The sequence below is a fragment of the Pseudomonas kuykendallii genome (assembly GCF_900106975.1).
Classification (GTDB): domain Bacteria; phylum Pseudomonadota; class Gammaproteobacteria; order Pseudomonadales; family Pseudomonadaceae; genus Pseudomonas_O; species Pseudomonas_O kuykendallii.
Genome location: NZ_FNNU01000001.1, coordinates 589,888 through 610,307, shown reverse-complemented (window position 1 = coordinate 610,307; position 20,420 = coordinate 589,888). Strand labels below are relative to the sequence as shown.

Genomic DNA, 20,420 nt, shown 5'->3' with positions numbered 1-20,420 from the left:
AATCTCGCCCAGGTTGCCGTGTCGATCCCTTCTTCCGCTTCTTCCCCCCGCTGGCTCGGCGCTGCCGAGCTGCCACCCGCCGCCGATGCCGCCGTGCGCGACTGGTTGTTCGACCAGGGCTCGCTGACCCGTCGCCTCACCGCCCTGGCGGACGGCGCGTTCGACGTCACGCCGCTCGCCGAAGGCTGGCAGCCGCTGCGCGACGAGGAGTGCGCGGCGCTCGGTGTCGCCCCGGGCAGCCAGGGCTGGGTGCGCGAAGTGCTCCTGCGCGGCCACGGCCAGCCCTGGGTATTCGCCCGCAGCGTCGCCGCACGCGCGGCGCTGGAGGGCTCCGGGCTGGCGCTGGAGGCGCTGGGGCGGCGCTCTCTGGGCGAACTGCTGTTCAGCGACCAGGCCTTCGCGCGCGGCGAGTTGCAGGCCTGCGTCTATCCGGCCGAATGGCTGCCGGGCGAACAGGCCGCGGCCGGGCTCTGGGCGCGGCGTTCGTGCTTCCGCCGTGGCGCGCTGGGCGTGCTGGTCGCCGAGGTGTTCCTGCCGGCGCTGTGGCACGCCGCCGGGGCGTGATCCGCGCGCCGCGCTTCGACGGCGACGGCGAGCCGGTATACTCCGCGCGACCGGATCGGAGCCGCCCTCGATGTACACCCGCCTGCTGCACTCACTGAACCGCCTGCACCCGCGCACCTGGGACTTCATCCAGCTGATGCGCCTGGACAAGCCGATCGGCATCTACCTGCTGCTGTGGCCGACGCTGTGGGCGTTGTGGGTGGCGGCCAAGGGCGTGCCGAGCGCGAAGAACCTGTTCATCTTCGTGGCTGGGGTGCTGCTGATGCGCGCCGCCGGCTGCGTGATCAACGACTACGCCGACCGCGATTTCGACGGCCACGTCGCCCGCACCCGCGCGCGTCCCCTGGCCAGCGGGGCGATTCGTCCGAAAGAGGCGCTGGTGCTGTTCGCCGTGCTGCTGGCGGCGAGCTTCGTGCTGGTGCTGTTCACCAACGTCACGACTCTCTGGCTGTCGATCGGCGGCGTGGTGCTGGCGGCCAGCTACCCGTTCATGAAGCGCTACACCTTCTACCCGCAGGTGGTGCTCGGCGCGGCGTTCTCCTGGGGCATGCCGATGGCGTTCACCGCCGAAACCGGCAGCCTGCCGGCAGCGGCCTGGTTGCTGTACATCGCCAACCTCTTGTGGACGGTGGCCTACGACACCTACTACGCCATGGCCGACCGCGAGGACGACCTGAAGATCGGGGTGAAATCCACCGCCATCCTGTTCGGCGACGCCGACCGCGCTATCATCCTCACGCTGCAACTGCTGGCGCTGCTGTGCCTGCTGCTGGCCGGCGGGCGCTTCGAGCTGGGCGGCTGGTTCCATCTCGGCCTGGGCGTGGCCGCGGCGTGCTTCGCCTGGGAGTTCTGGACCACCCGCCGGCGCGAGCCGCTGGTGTGCTTCAAGGCCTTCCTGCACAACCACTGGGCCGGGCTGGCGATCTTCCTCGGCATCGTGCTGGATTACGCCTTCTAGGCGGACGCGCGCCTGTCACATCGCTGCAACATTTCCGTTATCTAATGCGACGCATAGATGGTTTGGGCAGGAATGGACATGGCAGGTAGAACAATCCTCATCGTGGACGACGAGGCGCCGATCCGCGAGATGATCGCGGTGGCGCTGGAGATGGCCGGCTACGAATGCCTCGAGGCGGAAAACACCCAGCAGGCGCACGCGCTGATCGTCGACCGGCAGCCGGACCTGATCCTGCTCGACTGGATGCTGCCCGGCACCACCGGCATCGAGCTGGCGCGGCGCCTCAAGCGAGACGAGATGACCGCCGAAGTGCCGATCATCATGCTCACCGCGAAGGGCGAAGAGGACAACAAGATCCAGGGCCTGGAAGTCGGCGCCGACGACTACATCACCAAGCCGTTCTCGCCGCGCGAGCTGGTCGCCCGGCTCAAGGCCGTGCTGCGCCGCGCCGGGCCGGTGGACAACGAGGCGCCGATCGAGGTCGGCAGCCTGCTGCTCGATCCGGTCAGCCACCGTGTCACCATCGACGGCAAGCCGGCCGAGATGGGCCCCACCGAGTACCGCCTGCTGCAGTTCTTCATGACCCACCAGGAGCGCGCCTACAGCCGCGGCCAGTTGCTCGACCAGGTCTGGGGCGGCAACGTGTACGTCGAGGAGCGCACCGTGGACGTGCATATCCGCCGCCTGCGCAAGGCGCTGGGCGAGGTGCACGAGAACCTGGTGCAGACGGTACGCGGTACCGGCTACCGCTTCTCCACCAAGAGCTGACGGCGGGCGCGACCAGCCGGCCGTTGCGAACCGGTAGACTGCGCATGACCGATCGCCGTTTCCTCCCGCACAGGACCTGACCCGCCTTGAACACCGACTGGCGCCGCATTCTGCTCCGCCACCTGCTCGCGCTGATCGGCGGCGGGCTGTTGCTCGGCTTCATCAGCGATGCCTACGGCTGGAGTTTTGCCCTCTGCCTGGCGCTCTACCTCGGCTGGCTGCTGCGCGACCTGCTGCGTCTGCGGCGCTGGCTGGAAAGCGCCGACGCACAGGCCGAAGTGCCCGAGGCGCGCGGCCTGTGGGAAGACCTGTTCGACCGCATCTACCACCTGCAACGGCGCAACCGCCAGGCGCGCGAGCGCCTGCAGGCGGTGATCGACCGCGCCCAGGAATCCACCGGCGCGCTGCGCGACGCGGTGATCATGCTCGACAGCGGCGGCAACCTGGAATGGTGGAACCCGGCGGCGGAGACCCTGCTCGGGCTCAAGACCCGCCAGGACGGCGGCCAGCCGGTGGGCAACCTGGTGCGTCATCCGCGCTTCAAGGAGTACTTCGAGCAGGAGCAGCACACCGATCCGCTGGAGATTCCCTCGCCGATCAACGAGGACCTGCGCCTGCAGTTCCTCATCACCCGCTACGGCAACGGCGAACGCCTGATGCTGGTGCGCGACGTGACCCGCGTCCACCAGTTGGAGCAGATGCGCAAGGACTTCGTCGCCAACGTCTCCCACGAGTTGCGCACGCCGCTGACGGTGATCGCCGGCTACCTGGAAACCCTGCTCGACAACGACCCCGGCACCAGCCCGCGCTGGCGCCGCGCCATGCAGCAGATGCAGGAGCAGGCCGGGCGCATGCAGAACCTGCTCAACGACCTGCTGCTGCTGGCGCGCCTGGAGGCCACCGATTACCCCTCGGACAACCAGCCGGTGGCGGTGGAGCCGATGCTGCAGTCGATCCGCACCGATGCCCTGGCGCTGTCCGGCGAGCGTGGCCACCGCGTGCAGCTGGACATGGAAGTGGGCCTGCGCCTCAAGGGCAGCGAGGCCGAGCTGCGCAGCGCCTTCTCCAATTTGGTGTTCAACGCGGTGAAATACACCCCGGCCGGCGGCGACGTGCGCATCCGCTGGTGGAGCGACGCCCAGGGCGCACACCTGGCGGTGGCCGACAGCGGCGTCGGCATCGAGGCCAAGCACCTGCCGCGGCTCACCGAGCGCTTCTACCGCGTCGACTCCAGCCGCGCGCTGAGCACCGGCGGCACCGGCCTCGGCCTGGCCATCGTCAAGCACGTGCTACTGCGCCATCGCGGCAAGCTGGAAATCGCCAGCGTGCCGGGCAAGGGCAGCGTCTTCACCTGCCACTTCGCGCCGGCCCAGGTCGTTCCGCTTTCCGTCGGGGCGTTGTCCGCTGCGGAGGACTGAGCCACGCCTGCGCGCGGCGTTCGCGGCCAGGCCCGTGGCGCCGGGGCTGCCGCTCGGCCACTCGCCGCCGAAACTGTTGCAAAGCCTGAATCCAACCCTCAACCTTGAGCCATCATCAGCCCTACGAACCCCCCATGGACCCTTCCCCTAGCTCCCTCTACACCTATTTCGCCGACTTCGGCCTCGTGCTGTTCGCCCTGTTCCTCGTGCTGCTCAACGGCTTCTTCGTCGCCGCCGAGTTCGCCATGGTCAAGCTGCGCGCCACCCGGGTCGAAGCCATCGCCAAGACGAGCGGCTGGCGCGGGCAGATCCTGCGCACCGTGCACAACCAGCTGGACGCCTACCTGTCGGCCTGCCAGCTGGGCATCACCCTGGCCTCCCTCGGCCTCGGCTGGGTCGGCGAGCCGGCCTTCGCCCACCTGCTGACGCCGCTGCTGCAGTACTTCGATATCGACTCGCCGGCGCTGGTCCACGGCATCGCCTTCTTCAGTGCCTTCTTCATCATTTCCTACCTGCACATCGTGGTCGGCGAGCTGGCTCCGAAATCATGGGCGATCCGCCAGCCCGAGCTGCTGTCGCTGTGGACGGCGGTGCCGCTGTATCTGTTCTACTGGCTGATGTACCCGGCCATCTACCTGCTCAACGCCAGCGCCAACGGCATCCTGCGCATCGCCGGGCAGGGCGAGCCGGGGCCGCACCACGAGCACGCCTACAGCCGCGACGAACTCAAGCTGATCCTGCACTCCAGCCGCGCCCACGACCCCAGCGACCAGGACATGCGCGTGCTGGCCTCGGCGGTGGAGCTGGGCGAACTGGAGGTGGTGGACTGGGCCAACTCCCGCGAGGACCTGGTCTACCTCGAGCGCCACGCGCCGCTGGAGGAAGTCTTCGAGGTGTTCCGCCGGCACAAGTACAGCCGCTACCCGGTGTACGACGAGGCCGCCGAGACCTTCGTCGGCGTGCTGCACATCAAGGACCTGCTGCTGGAGCTGTCGCTGCTGGAAATGCTGCCCTCGGCGCTCAAGCTCGACGACCTGATCCACCCTATCGACCGGATTTCCCGGCACATGCCGCTTTCCGCGCTGCTCGAGCAGTTCCGCCAGGGCGGCTCGCATTTCGCCCTGGTCGAGGAGGCGGACCACAAGGTGGTCGGCTTCCTGACCATGGAGGACGTGCTCGAAGTGCTGGTGGGCGACATCCAGGACGAACACCGCAAGGCCGAGCGCGGCATCCTCGCCTACCAGCCGGGCAAGCTGCTGGTGCGGGGCGACACGCCGCTGTTCAAGGTCGAGCGCCTGCTCGGCGTGGACCTCGACCACGTCGAGGCGGAAACCCTCGCCGGGCTGATCTACGACACCCTGAAACGGGTGCCGGAAGAAGAGGACGTGCTGGAAACCGACCATCTGCGGATCATCGTGAAGAAGATGAAGGGTCCGAAGATCGTCCTCGCCAAGGTCGTCAAGCTGGACTGACGGTTACCCCCAGCACCTGCCGCAGGCGTTCGCCGTCGAGCGCCCGGCAGACGCCCTCGGGCTTCTGCATCGGCGCATCCTCGGCGGCCAGCATGGCGTTGAGCACGGCTTCCTCGGTGGCCTGTACGGCCGCCAGGTAGAGCGCGTCGAAGCACTCGTCGTTGAGATAGTCCAGGTTCAGCCGGGTCGGCGCCAGCTGCGGCAGCGGGCGCGGGTTGGCCACGCTGAAGGCGATGAAGATATCCCCCGAATTGTTGCCGCCCGGCGTACCGCCCAGGGCGATGCCCAGCCCTGCGCGCTGTGCCAGGCGCTTGAGCTGGTGCGGCAGCAGCGGCGCATCGGTGGCCAGCACCACGATGATCGAGCCGCGCTCGCGCTCCAGGCCGACCGGTGCGTCCTCGCCCCAGCGTTCGCCGACCGGCACGCCGAGCACCTTGAGCCAGGCGCGCTGGCCGTGGTTGGCCTGCACCAGGGCGCCCAGGGTATAGCGCTGGCCGTCGATCTCGATCAGGCGCGAGGCGCTGCCGGTGCCGCCCTTGAAGCCGTAGCAGATCATCCCGTTGCCGCCGCCGACGTTGCCTTCGGCGATGGGCCCGTCCTGTGCATCGTCCAGCGCGGCGAGGGCGTCGGCCTCGCTGACGTGCTGGCCGTTGATGTCGTTGATCACGCCATCGTAGGTCTCGGCCACCACCGGCATCGCCCACAGGTGGTTGGCGTCCCAGGCCTCGGCGTACTGGCGCAGGGTCCAGCGGGTCGCGGCGTGGTGGACGATGCCGACGCTGTGGGAGTTGGTGATGCACAGCGGGCCGACGAAGTAGCCGCCGTGCTCGATCCAGTGGGTGCCGGTCATCTCGCCGTTGCCGTTCAGCGCGTGGAAGCCGGCCCACACCGGCTGCGGCTCGCGCGCATGGCCACGGGGGAGGATCGCGGTGACGCCGGTCTTCACCCGCTTGCCGTTGTCGGCGAGGTAGTCGAGGGTGCGGTAGCCGACGCGGACGCCGGGCACGTCGGTGATCGCGTTGTGCGGGCCGGTGGTGCCGGGAACGGCCAGGCCGAGTTCGCGGGCGCGGGGTTTAGCCATGGGCGTGGTCATCCGAGGAAGTGGCGGGCTTGCGGTTGCGCAGGTACAGACCGAGAGAGGCGATCAACAGCGAGGCGAGCAGCAGCAGGGTGGCGATGGCGTTGATTTCCGGCTTGATGCCGCGGCGGATCATTCCGTAGATGAACACCGGCAGGGTGGTCGAATCGACACCCGAGATGAAGTAGGTGATCACCAGGTCGTCCATCGAGATGATGAACGCCAGCAACGCGCCACCGAGCACGCCAGGGAGGATCTGCGGCAGGGTGATGCGGCGCAAGGTGGTCCAGGCCGAGGCGCCGAGATCGGCCGAGGCCTCTTCCAGGCGCGTGTCCATGCCGGCCAGGCGCGCGCTGACGATGAGGAACACGTAGCTGATCAGGAAGGTGCAGTGGCCGATGATGATCGAGCCCTTGCCCAGCGGCACGCCGGCGCCGACGAAGAAGATCAGCAGGGCGATGCCGAGGACGATGTCCGGCATCAGCATCGGCAGGAACAGCAGCACCCGGTAGAAGCCCTGCAGGCGGAAGCGGTAGCGCGCCAGGGCCAGCGCGGTGAGCGTGCCGACCAGGGTCGAGATCAGCGTGGTGACCAGCGCCACGGCGAGGCTGGTGCGCAGCGCCGCCAGCAGTTGCCCGGTGGATTCGACGTAGAGCGCGTTCTCGCTCAGCGAATTGGACAGGCCGAACAGCGAGCGATACCAGTCCAGGCTGGCGCCGCTCCAGATCATCATGTTCAGCGGGTTGCCGTTGAACGAGTAGGCCACGATCAGGCCGATCGGCAGGTAGAGGAAGACGAAGAACGCCAGGCTGTAACCCCCCAGCAGGCGGCGGCCGACGAGTCCGAGCAGTCTGTTCATCGGGCGGCCTCCTTCAGCGCGGCGCGCCCCTGCCAGCGCACGTAGAGCAGCAGGAACAGCAGCACCGCGGCCATGATCAGCATCGCCAGGGCGGCACCGAACGGCCAGTTGCGCGCGGCGAGGAACTGCTGCTCCACCAGGTTGCCGATCATCAGCACGCGCGCGCCGCCGAGCAGCGACGGCACGATGAAATTGCCCAGGCTGGGAATGAACACGATGATCGAGCCGGCCGCGATGCCCGGCAGGGTCAGCGGGAAGATCACCCGCCAGAAGCTCTGCCAGCGCCCGGCGCCGAGGTCGGCGGAGGCTTCCAGCAGGCGCCGGTCGAGCTTCTCCACGCTGGCGTAGATCGGCAGGAACATGAACGGCACGAAGATGTAGGTCATCCCGAGCAGCACCGCGCCCTCGGTGTAGATCAGGTCGAGCGGCGCGTCGATCAGCCCCAGCCCCTGCAGGCTGGCGTTGAGGAAGCCGGTGGGGCGCAGGATCAGCACCCAGGCGTAGAGGCGCACGATCAGGCTGGTGAAGAACGGCAGGGTGATCAGGAACAGGCAGAAATTGCGCAGCCGCTCCGGCTGGCGGCTGACCCAGAACGCCGCCGGGTAGCAGACCAGCAGGGTCAGCAGCACGGTGATCGCGGCCAGCTTGAACGAGCGCAGGAGGATCTGCAGGTAGACGACGTCGAATTCCTCGTTGCTGCCGTCGGCCCAGCCGAGGATGCGGCCGAAGTTGTCCGGGTAGAAGGTCCATTCCACGCCGCCGTACATGCCCGGCTCGAGCAGGCTGTAGAGCGCCATGATCGCCAGCGGAACGACGAAGAACAGGCCGATGATCAGGGTTGCCGGGCTGAGCAGCCCGGCCAGGCGCCAGCGCGCGCGGTTCTCGGCGGTGAGCATCAGGCCTCCCCGGCGATCAGGTGCGCGGCGTCCAGCGCGTACCACAGGCGCAGGCTGGAGCCCGGATGCAGGCGTTGCAGGGCCTGGCGCGAGGCGTCGCGCACCACCGCCTTGATGCGGCTGCCGGTGGCGCTGAGCAGGCTCACTTCGAAATCCTTGCCGATGAACACGGTCTGCTCGACCACGCCGTCCAGCGCGCCGTGCGCGGCCGGGTCGCCGGGGCAGTCGAGGTGGAATTGCTCGGGGCGCAGCAGGATGTGCAGCGGCTGGCCGACCTGCAGACCGGCGCTCGGCAGGCGCAGCGGATCGCCCTGCTCGCCGACCAGCGTGGCGACGCCGTCCGCGCAGGATTCGACCCGTGCGCGCAGCAGGTTGCTCTCGCCGATGAAGCCGGCGACGAAGGCGTTCGCCGGGCGGTCGTAGATGTCCTGCGGCGCGCCGACCTGCTGCACGTGGCCGCCGTTGAGCACGACGATGCGGTCGGACATGGTCAGCGCTTCTTCCTGGTCGTGGGTGACGAAGACGAAGGCGATGCCCAGCTCGTGCTGCAGGTTCTTCAGCTCGCGCTGCATGGCCTGGCGCAGCTGGCGGTCGAGGGCGGAGAGCGGCTCGTCGAGCAGCAGCAGGGCGGGGCGGTCGACGATGGCGCGGGCCAGGGCGACGCGCTGCTGCTGGCCGCCGGACAGTTGCCCCGGCTTGCGCTTCTCCAGCCCGCCCATGCCGACCAGTTCCAGCGCCGCGCCGACGCGCTGGCGGCGTTCGGCTCTGGCCACGCCGCGCACGTCGAGGGCATAGCCGACGTTGTCGCCGATCGACAGGTGCGGAAACAGCGCGTAGCTCTGGAACACGGTGTGCACCGGGCGCCGGTTAGGCGGCACCTGGTTCATCGCGACGCCCTGGATCAGCAGTTCGCCGCTGTCGAGGCTCTCGAAGCCGCTGATGGTGCGCAGCAGGGTGGTCTTGCCGCAGCCGGAGGGGCCGAGCAGGGTGACGAACTCGTTGGCGCCGACGCTCAGGTCGACGCCGTCCAGGGCGCGGACGGCGTGGCCTTCGGGGGTGCGGTAGTGCTTCACGGCGGCCCTGATTTCGACCACCGGGTTGTTGGCATGTGACATGAACGACTCCGGGAAAGCGCAAGGTCGCGACCGGCGCGAGCGGCGGTCGCGAACCTTCTGGGAGTGAGCCGGCTGGCGGGTGACGCCGGCGCGGACGGGACCTGCCGGCGGGTCAGTTCGCCGTGCGCACGCGCGTCCAGGCGCGGTCGTACTTCTTCAGGTCCTTGCCGAGGTCGTGGAAGATCTGCAGCTTGGCCATCACCTCCGGCCCCGGATTGACCTCCGGGTTGTCGCGCAGCTCGGCCGGCAGCAGCTTCAGCGCTTCCTTGTTCGGCGTGCCGTTCATCTGCTGCTCGGTGTTCAGCGCGGCGATCTCCGGCTGCAGGAAGAACTCCATGAAGCGCTTGGCGTTGGCCTTGTTCGGCGCGCTTTTGAGGACGCACATGTCTTCCTGGTAGAGCGTCGCGCCCTCCTTGGGAATCACGTAGGCGAGATGCTCGGGGTCCTGCTTCACGTACATCATCGCGCCGACGAAGTAGTGCGCCGCGGCGACGTCGCCGGACTGCACCATGGGCACGCTCTCGTAGGTGAAGGCGGAGACCAGCGGCTTGCGCTCCAGCAGCCAGGATTCGGCCTGCTTGATGTCCGCAAGGTCGGTGCTGTCCACCGATTTGCCGTTGACGATCAGGCCGACGCCGAGGGTCTCGCGCATGTCGTCGAGCATGATGACCTTCTTCCCGGCCTTGGCCTCGGCGAAGAAGTCGGCCCAGGACTCGATCGGTTTGCTGACCTTGGTCTTGTTGTAGAAGATTCCCACGGTGCCCCAGGCGTAGGGCATGCAGTACTCGCCCTTGGGGTCGGACTTGGCGCGCAGGAAGCTCGGGTCGATGTTGGCGAACGCCGGGCTCCGGTCGATGGAGGTCTTTTCCAGCAGGCCGAGGGCGGCCATGCTGTCCTGCATGTGCACCGAGGGGAAGACGATGTCGTAGCCGCTGGCGCCGGCCTGCAGCTTGGCGAGCATTTCCTCGTTGCTGCCGTAGGTGTCGAGGGACACCTTGATGCCGGTCTGCTCGGTGAAGCGGCTGAGCACCTGCGGGTTGATGTAGTCGCCCCAGTTGTACAGGTGCAGCTCCTCGGCGGCCTGGCCGGCGGCGCTGGCGAGCAGGGCCGAAACGGCCAGTGCACCCCGCGCGAGGTGGCGCAGGGCATTGCGGTGATAGGGTGCGGGCATGTTCCTGTACTCCGTTTCTGATTATCCGCCCGCGTGAGCGAGCCTTTGGTTGGGGCAGGAATTGCATGGCCGAAGGGCCGAAAGGAAGAACGCGTGTTTCTAGTCGTTATGTTTTGCCGGGCGGGTCGAGCATATAGTAGATTTCTTCCAGTCATCAATACTCTGACATAAAAATTCCAGAGCTAGCGGAGCTTCGCCCATGCTGGACAGCAAGATGGAACAACTGAGCGGCAAGCTGACCCCGGCCGAGCGCTCGCTGTGGGCGTACATCCAGGCCAACCTGGAGAGCCTGTCGTTCGAGAACGGCACCACCCTGGCGCAGAAGAGCGGCGTCAGCCCGAACACCGTCAGCCGCTTCCTGCGGCGCCTCGGCTACAAGGGGCTGAAGAGCCTGAAGGAAGAACTGCGCGACGAGGTGCGCGTGCAGTCTCTGCTCAACAGCACCCTGCTCGAGCGCGTCGAACGCCAGCCAGACGACCTTCTGGCGCACCTCAACGAGGAAATCGAGGCGCTCACCGCCTTCGCCAGCCAGCTCGGCAACCAGCACTGGCAGGACGTCGTCGCCCGCGTAAGCGAAGCCGAGCGGGTGTTCGTCTGCGGCTTCCAGACCATCCGCGGGCTCGCCGAGGATTTCGCCAACCGCCTTTCGCTGGTGCGCTCCGGGGTGGAATACCTCGACCTCTACAGCGGCGTGCTCGGCCACTGGCTGGACAGCCGCGACAAGCGCTGCTGCGTGATCCTCATCGACATCGCGCCCTACGCCGACGCCGGCATCGCCTTCGCCAACACCTGCCTGAAGAACGACACCGACCTGGTGGTCTTCACCGACGAGTACGGCATCGCCCGGCACATCGACACGCCCTGGATCATCACCATGAAGACCAAGACCGGGTTGATCCTCGAGTCCACCGGCGGCCTGACCAGCGCCCTCAACGTGCTGCTGCATTGCGTGGCAGCGCAGCGCAAGGACGAACTGAAGGAGCGCATGGCGGCCTACCGGGAGCGTGTGCAGAGCCTCAAGCTGTACCGCTCCTGAGGCCGCGCCCGGTGGCGCCTGGCGGCGGACGCGGGCGGTCTGGCGCGGGCGTCTGGTACACTCCGGCATCCTCGTTGCACGGTCCCGTCGCCGGCCGTGCGCACCCCGCGCCTCATTCCACTGCCCGCCGATCCCATGTCGCTCAAGCTCGTCTCCGTCAACATCGAACGTTCCATGCACCTGCCGCGTGTCGAGGCCTTTCTCCGGCGCGAACGTCCGGACGTGCTCTGCCTGCAGGAGCTGTGCGAGCGCGACATTCCGTTCTTCGAGGCACTGATGGGCAGCCGCATGAGCTTCGCGGCGATGGCGCGCTATCCGGGGGAGGGGCCGGACAACGTGGTCGGCGTCGGGCTGATCGCCCGCGAGACGGCGTTGGCGGACGTGTGCGCCGAGTACTATTCCGGCAGCGCCGGGAGCATCCGCGAGATGACCTTCCTCAACACGGACGGCAAGCGCGGCGCCGACCCGCTGAGCATCGCCGAAGTCATGCTCAGCGCCAGCGTCGGCGGCTTCCGCATCGCCGTCACCCACCTCAACGTCACGCCGTTCGGCACCTCCACGCCGTACCAGCGCGAAAGCGCCGGCAAGCTGATCGGCCTCGCCGAAGCACAGGCGCGGCAGGCCGGCGACCTGTTGCTGGCGGGCGACTTCAACGCCCCGCGCGGCCGCGCCACCTTCGACCTGATCGCCGAGCATTTCATCGACGGCATCCCGGCGCAGCACACCACCAGCATCGACGGCTCGCTGCACCGCGCCGGGGACATCCCGTTCATGGTCGACGGGCTGTTCCACACGCCGGGCTACCGGCTCGAGGATGTCGTCCTGAGCACCGGCGTCTCCGACCATTGCGCCCTGAGTTGCCGGCTCAGCCGGACCTGATCCCGCACCGGCTCCAACACCGTAACGCCGTAGGGTGGGCTTCAGCCCACCGGCCACGCGCCCTCCGTCACCCCGCGCCCACGCCGTTCAGGCCGGCGCGCTGCGGCTCAGCTGTTCGAGCAGTTCCAGATCGGTGCTCATGCCGGAGGTTTCGCGGATGCGATTGAGGATTTCGCGCTTGAGGGCGAGAAATTCCGCGGAGAGCTTCATGTCCTGGTGGCGTTCGGCGGGCAGCGGCACGTCGTAGACGCTGTCGATGCGCCCCGGCCGCGGCGCCATCAACACGATGCGCCCGCCCAGGTAGATGGCTTCCTCGACGTCGTGGGTGACGAACAGGATGGTGCTCTTCTCCAGCCGGTGCACGTGGCGGATCAGGTCGTGCATCACCTCGCGGGTCTGCGCGTCCAGCGCGCCGAACGGCTCGTCCATCAGCAGGATCTGCGGCTTGGGCATCAGCGCGCGGGCGATCGCCACGCGCTGCTGCATGCCGCCGGAGAGCTGGTTCGGGTAGGCATCGGCGAACGCCGAGAGCCCCATCAGGTTGAGCAGCGCATCGGCGCGGCCGCTGGCCACCTCGACATCGGCGTCGCTGTTGACGGTGTCGGAGACGACCTTCAACTGGCGGCAGAACTTGATGTTCTTCATCACCGTCAGCCAGGGGTAGAGGCTGTAGTGCTGGAACACCATGGCGCGGTCGATGCCGGGGCTGTCCACCGCGCGGCCGTCGACCAGGATGTCGCCGGCGCTGTGCCGTTCCAGGCCGCCGATGCTGCGCAGCAGGGTCGACTTGCCGCAGCCGGAGGCGCCGACGAAGGTGATGAATTCGTTCGGGCGGATCTCCAGATTGATGTCCTGCAGCGCCTGCACCGTTTTGCCGCGACTGGCGAACACCTTGTCGACATGGCTTATGCGGATTTTCGCGTCGTTCATCGCGCTTACCTCTTCAACCAGGGGAAGGCCAGGCGGCCGAGCCAGCGGAACGCCTGGTCGGTGAGCAGGCCGATGACGCCGATCAGCAGGATGCCGGCGAAGATCTTGTCCGTCTGCATGTAGCGCTGCGCCTTGAGGATGGCGTAGCCGAGGCCGGAGTTGGCGGCCACCAGTTCGGCCACCACCAGGTAGGTCCAGGCCCAGCCGCAGGTGATGCGCAGGGTGTCGAGCAGCGCCGGGCGCGCCGACGGCAGGATCACCAGCTTGATCACCTCGTAGCGGCTGGCGCCCATGGTCTGCGCCGCCTCGATCTGCGCCATCGGCACCCGGCGAACGTCCTCGGCGACCATCAGCACCATCTGGAAGAAGGTGCCGATGAAGATGATGAGGATCTTCGAGCCCTCGTCGATGCCGACCCAGAGCATCACCAGCGGGATGAAGGCCACCGCCGGCATGTAGCGGATGAAGTCGGTGAGCGGCTCGAGGAACGCCTGCACCGGACGGTAGGTGCCGATGTAAAGGCCCAGCGGCAGGGCCAGCAGCGCCGAGGAGCAGAAGCCGCCCATCACCCGCCAGACGCTGATGGCGATGTCGGCGAACAGGCCCTCGTCGGTCAGCCAGTGGCCGAGGCGCTTGATCACGGCGTCCGGGCCGGGCAGGAACATCGGGTTGGACACGCCGAAGGTGGTCGCGGCCCACCACGCCAGCAGCGGCGCCAGCAGCCCGGCGAGCGCCAGGCCCCAGATCGCGCCGCGCGGCAGGTCTCCACGGATGACCCACCAGCGGGCGGCTTTCGGCGGCGCCGCCGGACGTGTTTCGGGCAGGGGGCGATGGGCGGTCATGGTTCGTTTCTCCGGGGTGAAGACGGGCTCGCGCAGGCCTGCCAGCCGCCCTGCGGCGGCGTGGCACCGAGGTGGCCGAGGGTCTCGGCATCCAGCAGTTGCGCGGGTTGGTCGGGGTCGATGCGGCTCGGCAGGAGCGCCTGGCCGACCCGCTCGGGCAGCGTCGATAACGCGATGCGCCAGGGCTGCGTGCCCTGGCAATGGCGGCCGAACGACAGCTCGAAGTCGAGCAGCGTGCCGGCCTCCGCGCCACCCGCCAGCAGCGCGGCGAGCGAGGGCGCGGCGGGCAGGGCGGTGGCGCGACCGGCGGCGAAGAGGAAGCAGTCGCCGGCCAGCAGCAGGCAACCCTGGCGGCCGTCGCCGGCGCTCAGCCAGGTGCCCCAGTTGCGCCCGAGGGATTCCGGCAGGCGTTCCCAGACCTCGTGGTAGCCGCCGTCGAGGCCGTCCTCGAGCACGCGCTCGCTGGACTCGAAACGCATCCGGCCGATGTCCTCGCGGCCGCTCGGCGGCTGGAAGTCGATCGCCCGGTGCCACTGGCAGAAGTCGTCGTTGACCTCGGTGACGCCGGCGAAGCCGGCCTGCAGCACGCGCTCGGTCTCGCTGCTTGGTGCCGGCTGCGGAATCCGCAGGTCGGCGAACAGGCGCTCGGTCTGCAGCCAGTAGACCTGGGTGCTGCTGTCGTGAACGCCACCGGTGGTGGTCAGCAGCGTGCGCTGCCAGACCCCGAGGTAGGCGTCGGGAACAGGTTTCATGAATGGAACTCCGGGAACTGGCGCAGGCCGTTGAAGAAGGCCATGTCGTGGTTCGGCCACAGCTCGCCGCCGGTCTCCCGCGCCAGCGCCTTGAGCTTGCGGATGCTGTCGATGGCCATGTCCTCGCGATCCTGCCAGAGCGTGCCGGGAGCGATTTCCTCCTCGATGTTCTCGGTCAGGTCGGCGGCGTCGCCGGCGAGGATCACCGGCTTGCCCTCGGGCAGCTCGATCAGCAGCGACATGTGCCCGGCGGTGTGGCCGGGCGTGTCGATCGCGCGCACGCCGGGGACCAGGTCGTACTCGCCGGTCTGCACCTTCCAACGGTAGTCGCCGGCGAAATCGTCGGCGAAGTAGGCCTCGTCGGCCTGCCCGCGGGCGGCCTCCAGCTCGGCGGCGTGCACGTGCACCTCGGCGCCGCAGACCTCGCAGAGACCGCCGGCGTGATCGAAGTGCAGGTGGCCGAGGAACACCAGGTCGATGTCCGCCGGGGTCAGGCCGAGGCGGGCGAAATGCGCCGGCAGGCGCTGCTCCTCGCTCATCTGCGGCGCGCCCAGCGGGAAGTCGCCGTACCAGCGCTCGCGCAGCGCCGGGTCGGCGATCTTGCGGTAGTCGCAGCCGACGTCGTAGAGAATGCGCCCCTGCTTCGTCTCGATCAGGTAGGCGAGGATAGGCGCCTCGATGGCGATGCCCTGGCCACGGCGGTAGGTGGAGATCGACTTGTCGTAGCGGTAGGTCGCGGTGAGCAGCGGCCACAGGCGGGTTACCTGGGTCATCGGCGCTCCTCCCATTCGGCCAGTACATCCTGACTGTCGAGGACGCGGCCGAACAGCCCGCCTTCCACCGCCATCATCGCCACCACGGCGGCATGCAGCGTGGCGTGCGCCGAACCGCAGGCATCGTCGACCAGGGTGCAGGCGAACCCGAGATCCACCGCGCTGCGCAGCGTCGAGGACACGCAGACCTCGGTGGTCACGCCGGTGACGATCAGCTCGTCGATGCCGCGGTTGCGCAGCATCAGCTCCAGGTCGGTGTGGGCGAAGGCGCTGTAGCCGGGCTTGTCAATCACCGGCTCGCCGGGCAGCGGCTGCAACTCGTCGATCAGGTCGTGGCCGTACTCGCCGCGCACCAGCAGGCGCCCCAGGGGGCCCTGGCCACCGATCGGCGCACCCGCGCACTCAGCGCGCCGGCGCTTGCTTTCCGGCAGGTCGGCGAGGTCGGGACGATGGCCCTCGCGGGTGTGGAAGATCGCCAGGCCGTGGCGACGGGCGCCGTCGAGCAGGCGCTGGATCGCCGGGATCGGCGCGCGCAGGCGCGTGATGTCCAGCCCGGCGCGGTCGGCGTAGCCACCGGCGGCGCAGAAGTCGCGCTGCATGTCGATGACGATCAGGGCCGTGCTCACAGCGCGAATTCCTTGCGCACCGCCTGGGCGATGCCGTTGCAGATGTCGCCGGCCATGCGCGCGCCCTTCTCGGCGCTGGAGCCCTTGGCCGAGGACAGCACGCCGGACGGCGGCACCCACTCGGTGCGGCTCGGGTACATGTCGTAGGGCGGGAAATCGGCGGGCGGATCGTTGGGGATCAGGTCGATGCGCACCAGGTTCGGCAGGTAGTGCAGCATCAGCGACGTCTCGATCACCGCCGCGTGCTCCAGGGCGAAGCCGGGGAAGCCTTCGGGGAACACGTCGGCCAGGGTCTGCTCGCTGCAGAAATCCCAGTGCTCCAGGCGCATCACCTGCAGCTTCGCGGTGGGGCCCAGCTCGCGCAGCGCCAGCTCGATGCCCTCGGTGACGAACCACTGGTTCTCGTAGTGGCCGTCGACCAGCACCAGGCGGGTCACGCCGTGGCGGGCGAACTCGCGCACGGCGTCGCGTACCAGGGCGATCAGGGTCTGCCCGTCGAGGCTGGTGGTGCCGCAGAAATGGTTGCCGCCGCCGCACTTGGGCTGCGACTTGTAGCCGTAGGACAGCGCCGGTGCGACCAGCCCGCCGACGCGCGCGGCGACGTCCTCGCAGAGCGCGCTGGCGAGCAGCGCGTCGGTGCCCAGCGGCAGGTGCGGGCCGTGCTGTTCGGTGGCGCCACAGGGCAGGAAGACCACGGGCGATTCCTCGCTCACGCGGCGGGCGTATTCGACCCAGCTGAGCTGGTCCATGCGTACGGTTGTCATCGGTTTGCCTCGCAGACAGACGGAGGGGTGGGCCGCGGCGGACGCGCGGCGATGAAGGCGGCGGCCAGCACCAGGGCGCCGCCGAGCCATTCGCGCAGGCCGATCTCGCGCTCGCCGAAGGCCGCCGAGCTGAGCACCGCGGCGATCAGTTCGACCAGCGCCAGCACCGCACCGCGGCTGGCCTCGACGTGGCTGAAGCCGTACTGCGCCGCGGCCATGGAGACCAGCCAGAAGGCACCGAACAGCGCCACCAGGCCCCAGGTTTGCACCGACATCGGCGGCAGGCCGCGGCCCTGGATCAGGCAGAACAGCGCGCCGAAGGCGGCGCTGCCTAGAAAGGCGACCAGCGCCTTGCTGGTCAGCGGCACACGCTCGGCCGAGCGCGTGGCGATGTTGTTGAGGGCGAAGGCCATGCCGGCGGAGAGCGCCAGGGCATCGCTGCTGTGCAGCGCCTGGAAGCTCTCGCGGCTGACGCCAAGGGTCAGGGCGATGCCGAGCATGGCCAGCAGCACAGCGCCGATACGCGTGGCGTCGAGGCGTTCGCCGAGCAGCAGCCAGCCGCCCAGCAGCGCCCATACCGGCGCCAGGTAGAACAGCAGCATGGCGCGCATCACGTCGCCTTCGGACAGCGCGCTGACCAGCCCGGCGGTGGCCCAGCCGCCGCACGCGCCGATCGCCAGCAGGTTGAAGCGCTGGCTCCACCAGGCGCGGCGCTGGCGCAGGATCAGCGGCAGGCTGACGAGGCTGAGCAGGCCGTAGCAGGCGAGGATCAGCGGCATGCCGAGCAGCCCGCGGTTGGCGAACATCTGCAGCGGAATCCAGCCGAGGCCCCACAGGATCGCGCCGCTCATCAGCGCCAGTTCCGCTCGCAGCAGGCTCATCTTCAGCCCATCCAGGCGCCGCCGTTGGCGCCGAGGGTCTGACCGTGGAAGAAGCTCGCCTGCGGCGAGACGAGGAACAGCACCGCCGCGGCGATTTCCTCGGGGCGCCCGAGACGGCCGGCGGGGATCGCGGTTTCCGCGGCGATCATCTCGGCGCTCATGTGCTCCAGCGAGACCATCGGCGTGTCCACCGGGCCGGGCGCCACCGCGTTGATGCGGATCGCCGGGGCGAACTCGCGGGCCAGCGACTTGCTCAGGCCGATCACCCCGGCCTTGGCGGTGCAGTAGGCGACATACTGGGCGCGGCCGAGCTGGCCGAGTTCCGAGGCGATGTTGACGATGCTGCCGGTGCCGCGTGGCTGCATGTGCCTCAGCGCCTGGCGGCAGCAGCGGTAGACGCCGCCGAGGTCAACGCCGAGCAGACGTGCCCAGTCGTCCTCGTCGGTGTCGAGGAAGGCTTTCTCGAGAATGATCCCGGCGTTGTTCACCAGGATGTCCAGCGGCCCGTCGCCGAGCACCTCGACGAACATCGCCTCGACCTGCTCCGGCGAGGCGACGTCGGCCTGTACCGCGTGGGCGCGGCCGCCGCCGGCGACGATCTGTGCCACCAGCGCCTCGGCGGCCTGCGGCTGGTCGAGGTGATTGATCCACACCCGCGCGCCGGCGTCGGCCAGCGCGATCGCGATGGCGCGGCCGATGCCCTGGGTGGCGCCGGTGACCAGCGCGACCTGGTGTTCCAGTGGCCGCGCCATCAGTGCATGACCTCGCCGTGGCTGACCGACAATGCCTGCCCGGTGATCGGCGTCGCCAGTGCGCTGCCGAGGAACAGGAAGGTGCCGGCCAGGTCCGCCGGCGTGAGCAGTTCGGGCACCGCCTGGGCGGCGAGGATCGTGGCCAGTTCCTGCTCCTCGCTGCGCCCGGCCTCGGCGGCCATCACCCGCAGCGAACGCATCGCCGCCTCGGTGGCGATCCAGCCGGGGCACACGGCGTTGACGCGAATCCTCCGCCCGCCCAGTTCCCAGGCCAGCGAGCGGGTCAGGCCGATCACCGCGTGCTTGCTGGCGACATAGGCGGAAAACCCCGGCACGCCCTTGAGGCCCCAGATCGACGCCTGGTTGATCACACTGGCGCCATCCTTCAAGTGCCCCAGCAGGGCGCGGGTCAGGCGCAGCATCGAGGCGACGTTGTTGTCCAGCAGCGCCTGCCAGTGGGCATCGGCCTGTGCGCCGGTATCGCTCAGTGGCGTGGCGTACTCGACGCCGGCATTGTTGATCAGCACATCCAGCGGCCGCCCGCCGCGGCGAGCGGCGTAGTCGGCGATGGCAGCGCTGTCGCCCAGGTCGACGCAGGCGATGCGGCTGGAGGTCAGCGTCGCCAGTTCCTCGGCGACCTGCCCCAGCGCCTCGGCGTTGCGGTCGAGCAGATCCAGGGTGGCGCCCTGCTCGGCGAAGGCGCGCGCCAGGCCGCGCCCGATGCCGCTGGCCGCGCCGGTGATCAGCACCTGTTTGCCGCGGTAGTCGATCATGCTCACACCGCCGTCAGAAAGGACACGCCGACCGCGCCGTAGAAACCGTCGGCGCGGTGTTTGCCTTCCGGCTCGACCACGCCGTAGTTGTCGTCGATGACGCGGCGCAGGCGGTGCTGGTGGAAGCTCTTGAACAGCAGGTGCATCGGCAGCACCTGGGCGTAGTCGTCGCCGTACAGCTGCTTGTGCAGCGCCGGCAGGCGGTACCAGGGCGCCACCGGTTTTTCGTGGTGGGCGTTGTGGTAGGCGAAGTTGAGCAACAGCAGGTCGAGCACCGGCCAGCGCACCGAGACCACGTTGCTGAAGGTGTTCATCTGCTCGTAGGTGCGGTCGCGGGTCTTGTCGTCAGGGATCTTGCCGCCGTCCTCGAGCACCGCGAAGGCGTCGTAGGTGTGCTGGTAGGCATCGGTGAAGCGCAGCACGGTGAGCATGATCGACCAGGCGACGAAGTACAGCACGGCGGCCAGCGGCGAGGCGTAGGCGAGCAGGCCGAAGAGCACGCCGCGGATCAGCAGGGTGAGCGCGACCTTGCGGCGGTTGGCGCGGTGCTTGGCGTTGTCGGTGATGAACGGCAGGAGGATCACGTAGTAATGCATGATCAGCTCGACCGCCGGCACGTAGGCCCATTCCGCGGCCAGCACCAGCTTGCGGAACCAGGCCGGGCTGCGGGCGAGGAAGGCCTTGGTGTCGAAGGTGATCACGTCGGCGCGGTCGACGTGGTGGCGCATGTGCTTCTTGCGCAGGTCCTGGAAGCCGGCGTAGCAGCTGCCGCAGATCCAGCTGCACAGCTCGCCTGCCCATTCGTTGTGCCGGGGCTTGGCGAAGATGGTGCCGTGGGCGAATTCGTGGATCAGGTAGGCGGCGACGATCATCGCGTGGGCCAGCAACAGCGTGCCGGCAGCGATCGCCGCCCAGTGACCGGAAAGCAGCAAGCCGATGCCGCCGACGTAGCCGACGAGGGTGTAGGCGATGGCCAGGCTGTTGGCCAGGCGGCCGTCGGCGTAGCGGTAGATCTGGGTGGACATGGGTTCCTCCAGCGGTGGAGCGCGGGCTCGCCGCGGCGATCTCTGGCGCGGTTGCAGCGTCGGCGGAGGGCAGTGCCCTCCGCCGGCG

General features: G+C 68.8%; 22 protein-coding genes. 7 read left to right on the top strand and 15 right to left on the bottom strand.

All coding sequences use genetic code 11. The annotated features are described in order from the left end of the window. Nucleotides 1-18 precede the first annotated feature (18 nt). The 5 genes from BLV15_RS02775 to BLV15_RS02755 all read left to right on the top strand — a co-directional run bounded on the left by BLV15_RS02775 (nt 19) and on the right by BLV15_RS02755 (nt 5,180). Nucleotides 19-564: a chorismate--pyruvate lyase family protein gene (locus BLV15_RS02775; protein WP_407072438.1), complete on the top strand. Its 546-nt coding sequence runs from the start codon at nt 19-21 to the stop codon at nt 562-564. A 70-nt stretch (nt 565-634) separates the two neighbouring features. Next, nucleotides 635-1,522, top strand: coding sequence for a 4-hydroxybenzoate octaprenyltransferase (ubiA, locus tag BLV15_RS02770; protein WP_090224423.1), 888 nt, complete (start codon nt 635-637; stop codon nt 1,520-1,522). Between the two features lie 78 nt (nt 1,523-1,600). Further along, nucleotides 1,601-2,290, top strand: a complete 690-nt coding sequence (phoB, locus tag BLV15_RS02765) for a phosphate regulon transcriptional regulator PhoB (RefSeq protein ID WP_090224421.1) — start codon at nt 1,601-1,603, stop codon at nt 2,288-2,290. Nucleotides 2,291-2,376: 86 nt separating this feature from the next. Further along, nucleotides 2,377-3,708 (top strand): phosphate regulon sensor histidine kinase PhoR, encoded by a 1,332-nt coding sequence (gene phoR, locus BLV15_RS02760; protein ID WP_090224419.1) that lies wholly within the window; start codon nt 2,377-2,379, stop codon nt 3,706-3,708. A gap of 134 nt (nt 3,709-3,842) precedes the next feature. Further along, nucleotides 3,843-5,180, top strand: coding sequence for a hemolysin family protein (locus BLV15_RS02755; protein WP_090224417.1), 1,338 nt, complete (start codon nt 3,843-3,845; stop codon nt 5,178-5,180). Here the strand turns inward: BLV15_RS02755 and BLV15_RS02750 are convergent. From BLV15_RS02750 to BLV15_RS02730, 5 genes are all read right to left on the bottom strand, one after another. Then, complete coding sequence (locus tag BLV15_RS02750) at nt 5,167-6,261, bottom strand: DmpA family aminopeptidase (protein WP_090224415.1); 1,095 nt, start codon at nt 6,259-6,261, stop codon at nt 5,167-5,169. The genes BLV15_RS02755 and BLV15_RS02750 overlap by 14 nt on opposite strands. Next, entirely contained in the window at nt 6,254-7,117 is an 864-nt protein-coding gene (locus BLV15_RS02745) for an ABC transporter permease (RefSeq protein WP_090224414.1), read from the bottom strand. The genes BLV15_RS02750 and BLV15_RS02745 overlap by 8 nt, the downstream gene beginning before the upstream one ends. Next, complete coding sequence (locus tag BLV15_RS02740) at nt 7,114-8,013, bottom strand: ABC transporter permease (RefSeq protein ID WP_090224412.1); 900 nt, start codon at nt 8,011-8,013, stop codon at nt 7,114-7,116. Before BLV15_RS02740 ends, BLV15_RS02745 begins: the two co-directional genes overlap by 4 nt. After that, a complete protein-coding gene (locus BLV15_RS02735; protein ID WP_090224410.1) occupies nt 8,013-9,128 on the bottom strand; it encodes an ABC transporter ATP-binding protein in 1,116 nt (371 codons plus the stop codon). The genes BLV15_RS02740 and BLV15_RS02735 overlap by 1 nt, the downstream gene beginning before the upstream one ends. Nucleotides 9,129-9,240: 112 nt before the next feature. Next, the gene (locus tag BLV15_RS02730; protein ID WP_090224409.1) at nt 9,241-10,299 is read right to left on the bottom strand and encodes a polyamine ABC transporter substrate-binding protein; all 1,059 of its coding nucleotides are present in this window, start codon (nt 10,297-10,299) and stop codon (nt 9,241-9,243) included. Nucleotides 10,300-10,498: 199 nt separating this feature from the next. On the opposite strand from BLV15_RS02730, the gene BLV15_RS02725 reads away from it, so the two are divergent. Both BLV15_RS02725 and BLV15_RS02720 read left to right on the top strand, forming a co-directional pair. Next, on the top strand, nt 10,499-11,335 hold the full coding sequence (locus tag BLV15_RS02725; protein ID WP_090224407.1) for a MurR/RpiR family transcriptional regulator: 837 nt from the start codon (nt 10,499-10,501) through the stop codon (nt 11,333-11,335). A 135-nt stretch (nt 11,336-11,470) separates the two neighbouring features. Continuing rightward, nucleotides 11,471-12,214 carry an endonuclease/exonuclease/phosphatase family protein gene (locus tag BLV15_RS02720; protein ID WP_090224405.1) on the top strand — a complete coding sequence of 248 codons (744 nt, stop codon included), beginning with the start codon at nt 11,471-11,473 and terminating at the stop codon, nt 12,212-12,214. Between the two features lie 87 nt (nt 12,215-12,301). On the opposite strand, the gene BLV15_RS02715 is transcribed toward BLV15_RS02720, so the two are convergent. Genes BLV15_RS02715 through BLV15_RS02670 form a run of 10 tightly spaced genes read right to left on the bottom strand, consistent with a single transcriptional unit; the run spans nt 12,302 to nt 20,332 of the window. After that, entirely contained in the window at nt 12,302-13,144 is an 843-nt protein-coding gene (locus BLV15_RS02715) for an ABC transporter ATP-binding protein (RefSeq protein WP_090224403.1), read from the bottom strand. Between the two features lie 5 nt (nt 13,145-13,149). Further along, the gene (locus tag BLV15_RS02710) at nt 13,150-13,986 is read right to left on the bottom strand and encodes an ABC transporter permease (protein ID WP_090224402.1); all 837 of its coding nucleotides are present in this window, start codon (nt 13,984-13,986) and stop codon (nt 13,150-13,152) included. Beyond that, complete coding sequence (locus tag BLV15_RS02705) at nt 13,983-14,738, bottom strand: hypothetical protein (protein WP_090224400.1); 756 nt, start codon at nt 14,736-14,738, stop codon at nt 13,983-13,985. The genes BLV15_RS02710 and BLV15_RS02705 overlap by 4 nt, the downstream gene beginning before the upstream one ends. Then, complete coding sequence (locus tag BLV15_RS02700) at nt 14,735-15,511, bottom strand: N-acyl homoserine lactonase family protein (RefSeq protein WP_090224399.1); 777 nt, start codon at nt 15,509-15,511, stop codon at nt 14,735-14,737. Before BLV15_RS02700 ends, BLV15_RS02705 begins: the two co-directional genes overlap by 4 nt. After that, nucleotides 15,508-16,146 (bottom strand): cysteine hydrolase family protein, encoded by a 639-nt coding sequence (locus BLV15_RS02695; RefSeq protein WP_255964505.1) that lies wholly within the window; start codon nt 16,144-16,146, stop codon nt 15,508-15,510. Before BLV15_RS02695 ends, BLV15_RS02700 begins: the two co-directional genes overlap by 4 nt. Further along, nucleotides 16,134-16,901, bottom strand: a complete 768-nt coding sequence (locus BLV15_RS02690; protein WP_090224397.1) for a creatininase — start codon at nt 16,899-16,901, stop codon at nt 16,134-16,136. Before BLV15_RS02690 ends, BLV15_RS02695 begins: the two co-directional genes overlap by 13 nt. After that, nucleotides 16,898-17,782 carry a DMT family transporter gene (locus BLV15_RS02685; protein ID WP_090224396.1) on the bottom strand — a complete coding sequence of 295 codons (885 nt, stop codon included), beginning with the start codon at nt 17,780-17,782 and terminating at the stop codon, nt 16,898-16,900. The genes BLV15_RS02690 and BLV15_RS02685 overlap by 4 nt, the downstream gene beginning before the upstream one ends. 2 nt (nt 17,783-17,784) lie before the next feature. Beyond that, complete coding sequence (locus BLV15_RS02680; RefSeq protein ID WP_090224394.1) at nt 17,785-18,534, bottom strand: SDR family NAD(P)-dependent oxidoreductase; 750 nt, start codon at nt 18,532-18,534, stop codon at nt 17,785-17,787. Beyond that, nucleotides 18,534-19,307, bottom strand: coding sequence for an SDR family NAD(P)-dependent oxidoreductase (locus BLV15_RS02675; protein WP_090224392.1), 774 nt, complete (start codon nt 19,305-19,307; stop codon nt 18,534-18,536). The genes BLV15_RS02680 and BLV15_RS02675 overlap by 1 nt, the downstream gene beginning before the upstream one ends. Nucleotides 19,308-19,309: 2 nt before the next feature. Further along, nucleotides 19,310-20,332, bottom strand: coding sequence for a fatty acid desaturase family protein (locus BLV15_RS02670; protein ID WP_090224390.1), 1,023 nt, complete (start codon nt 20,330-20,332; stop codon nt 19,310-19,312). Nucleotides 20,333-20,420: the final 88 nt, after the last annotated feature.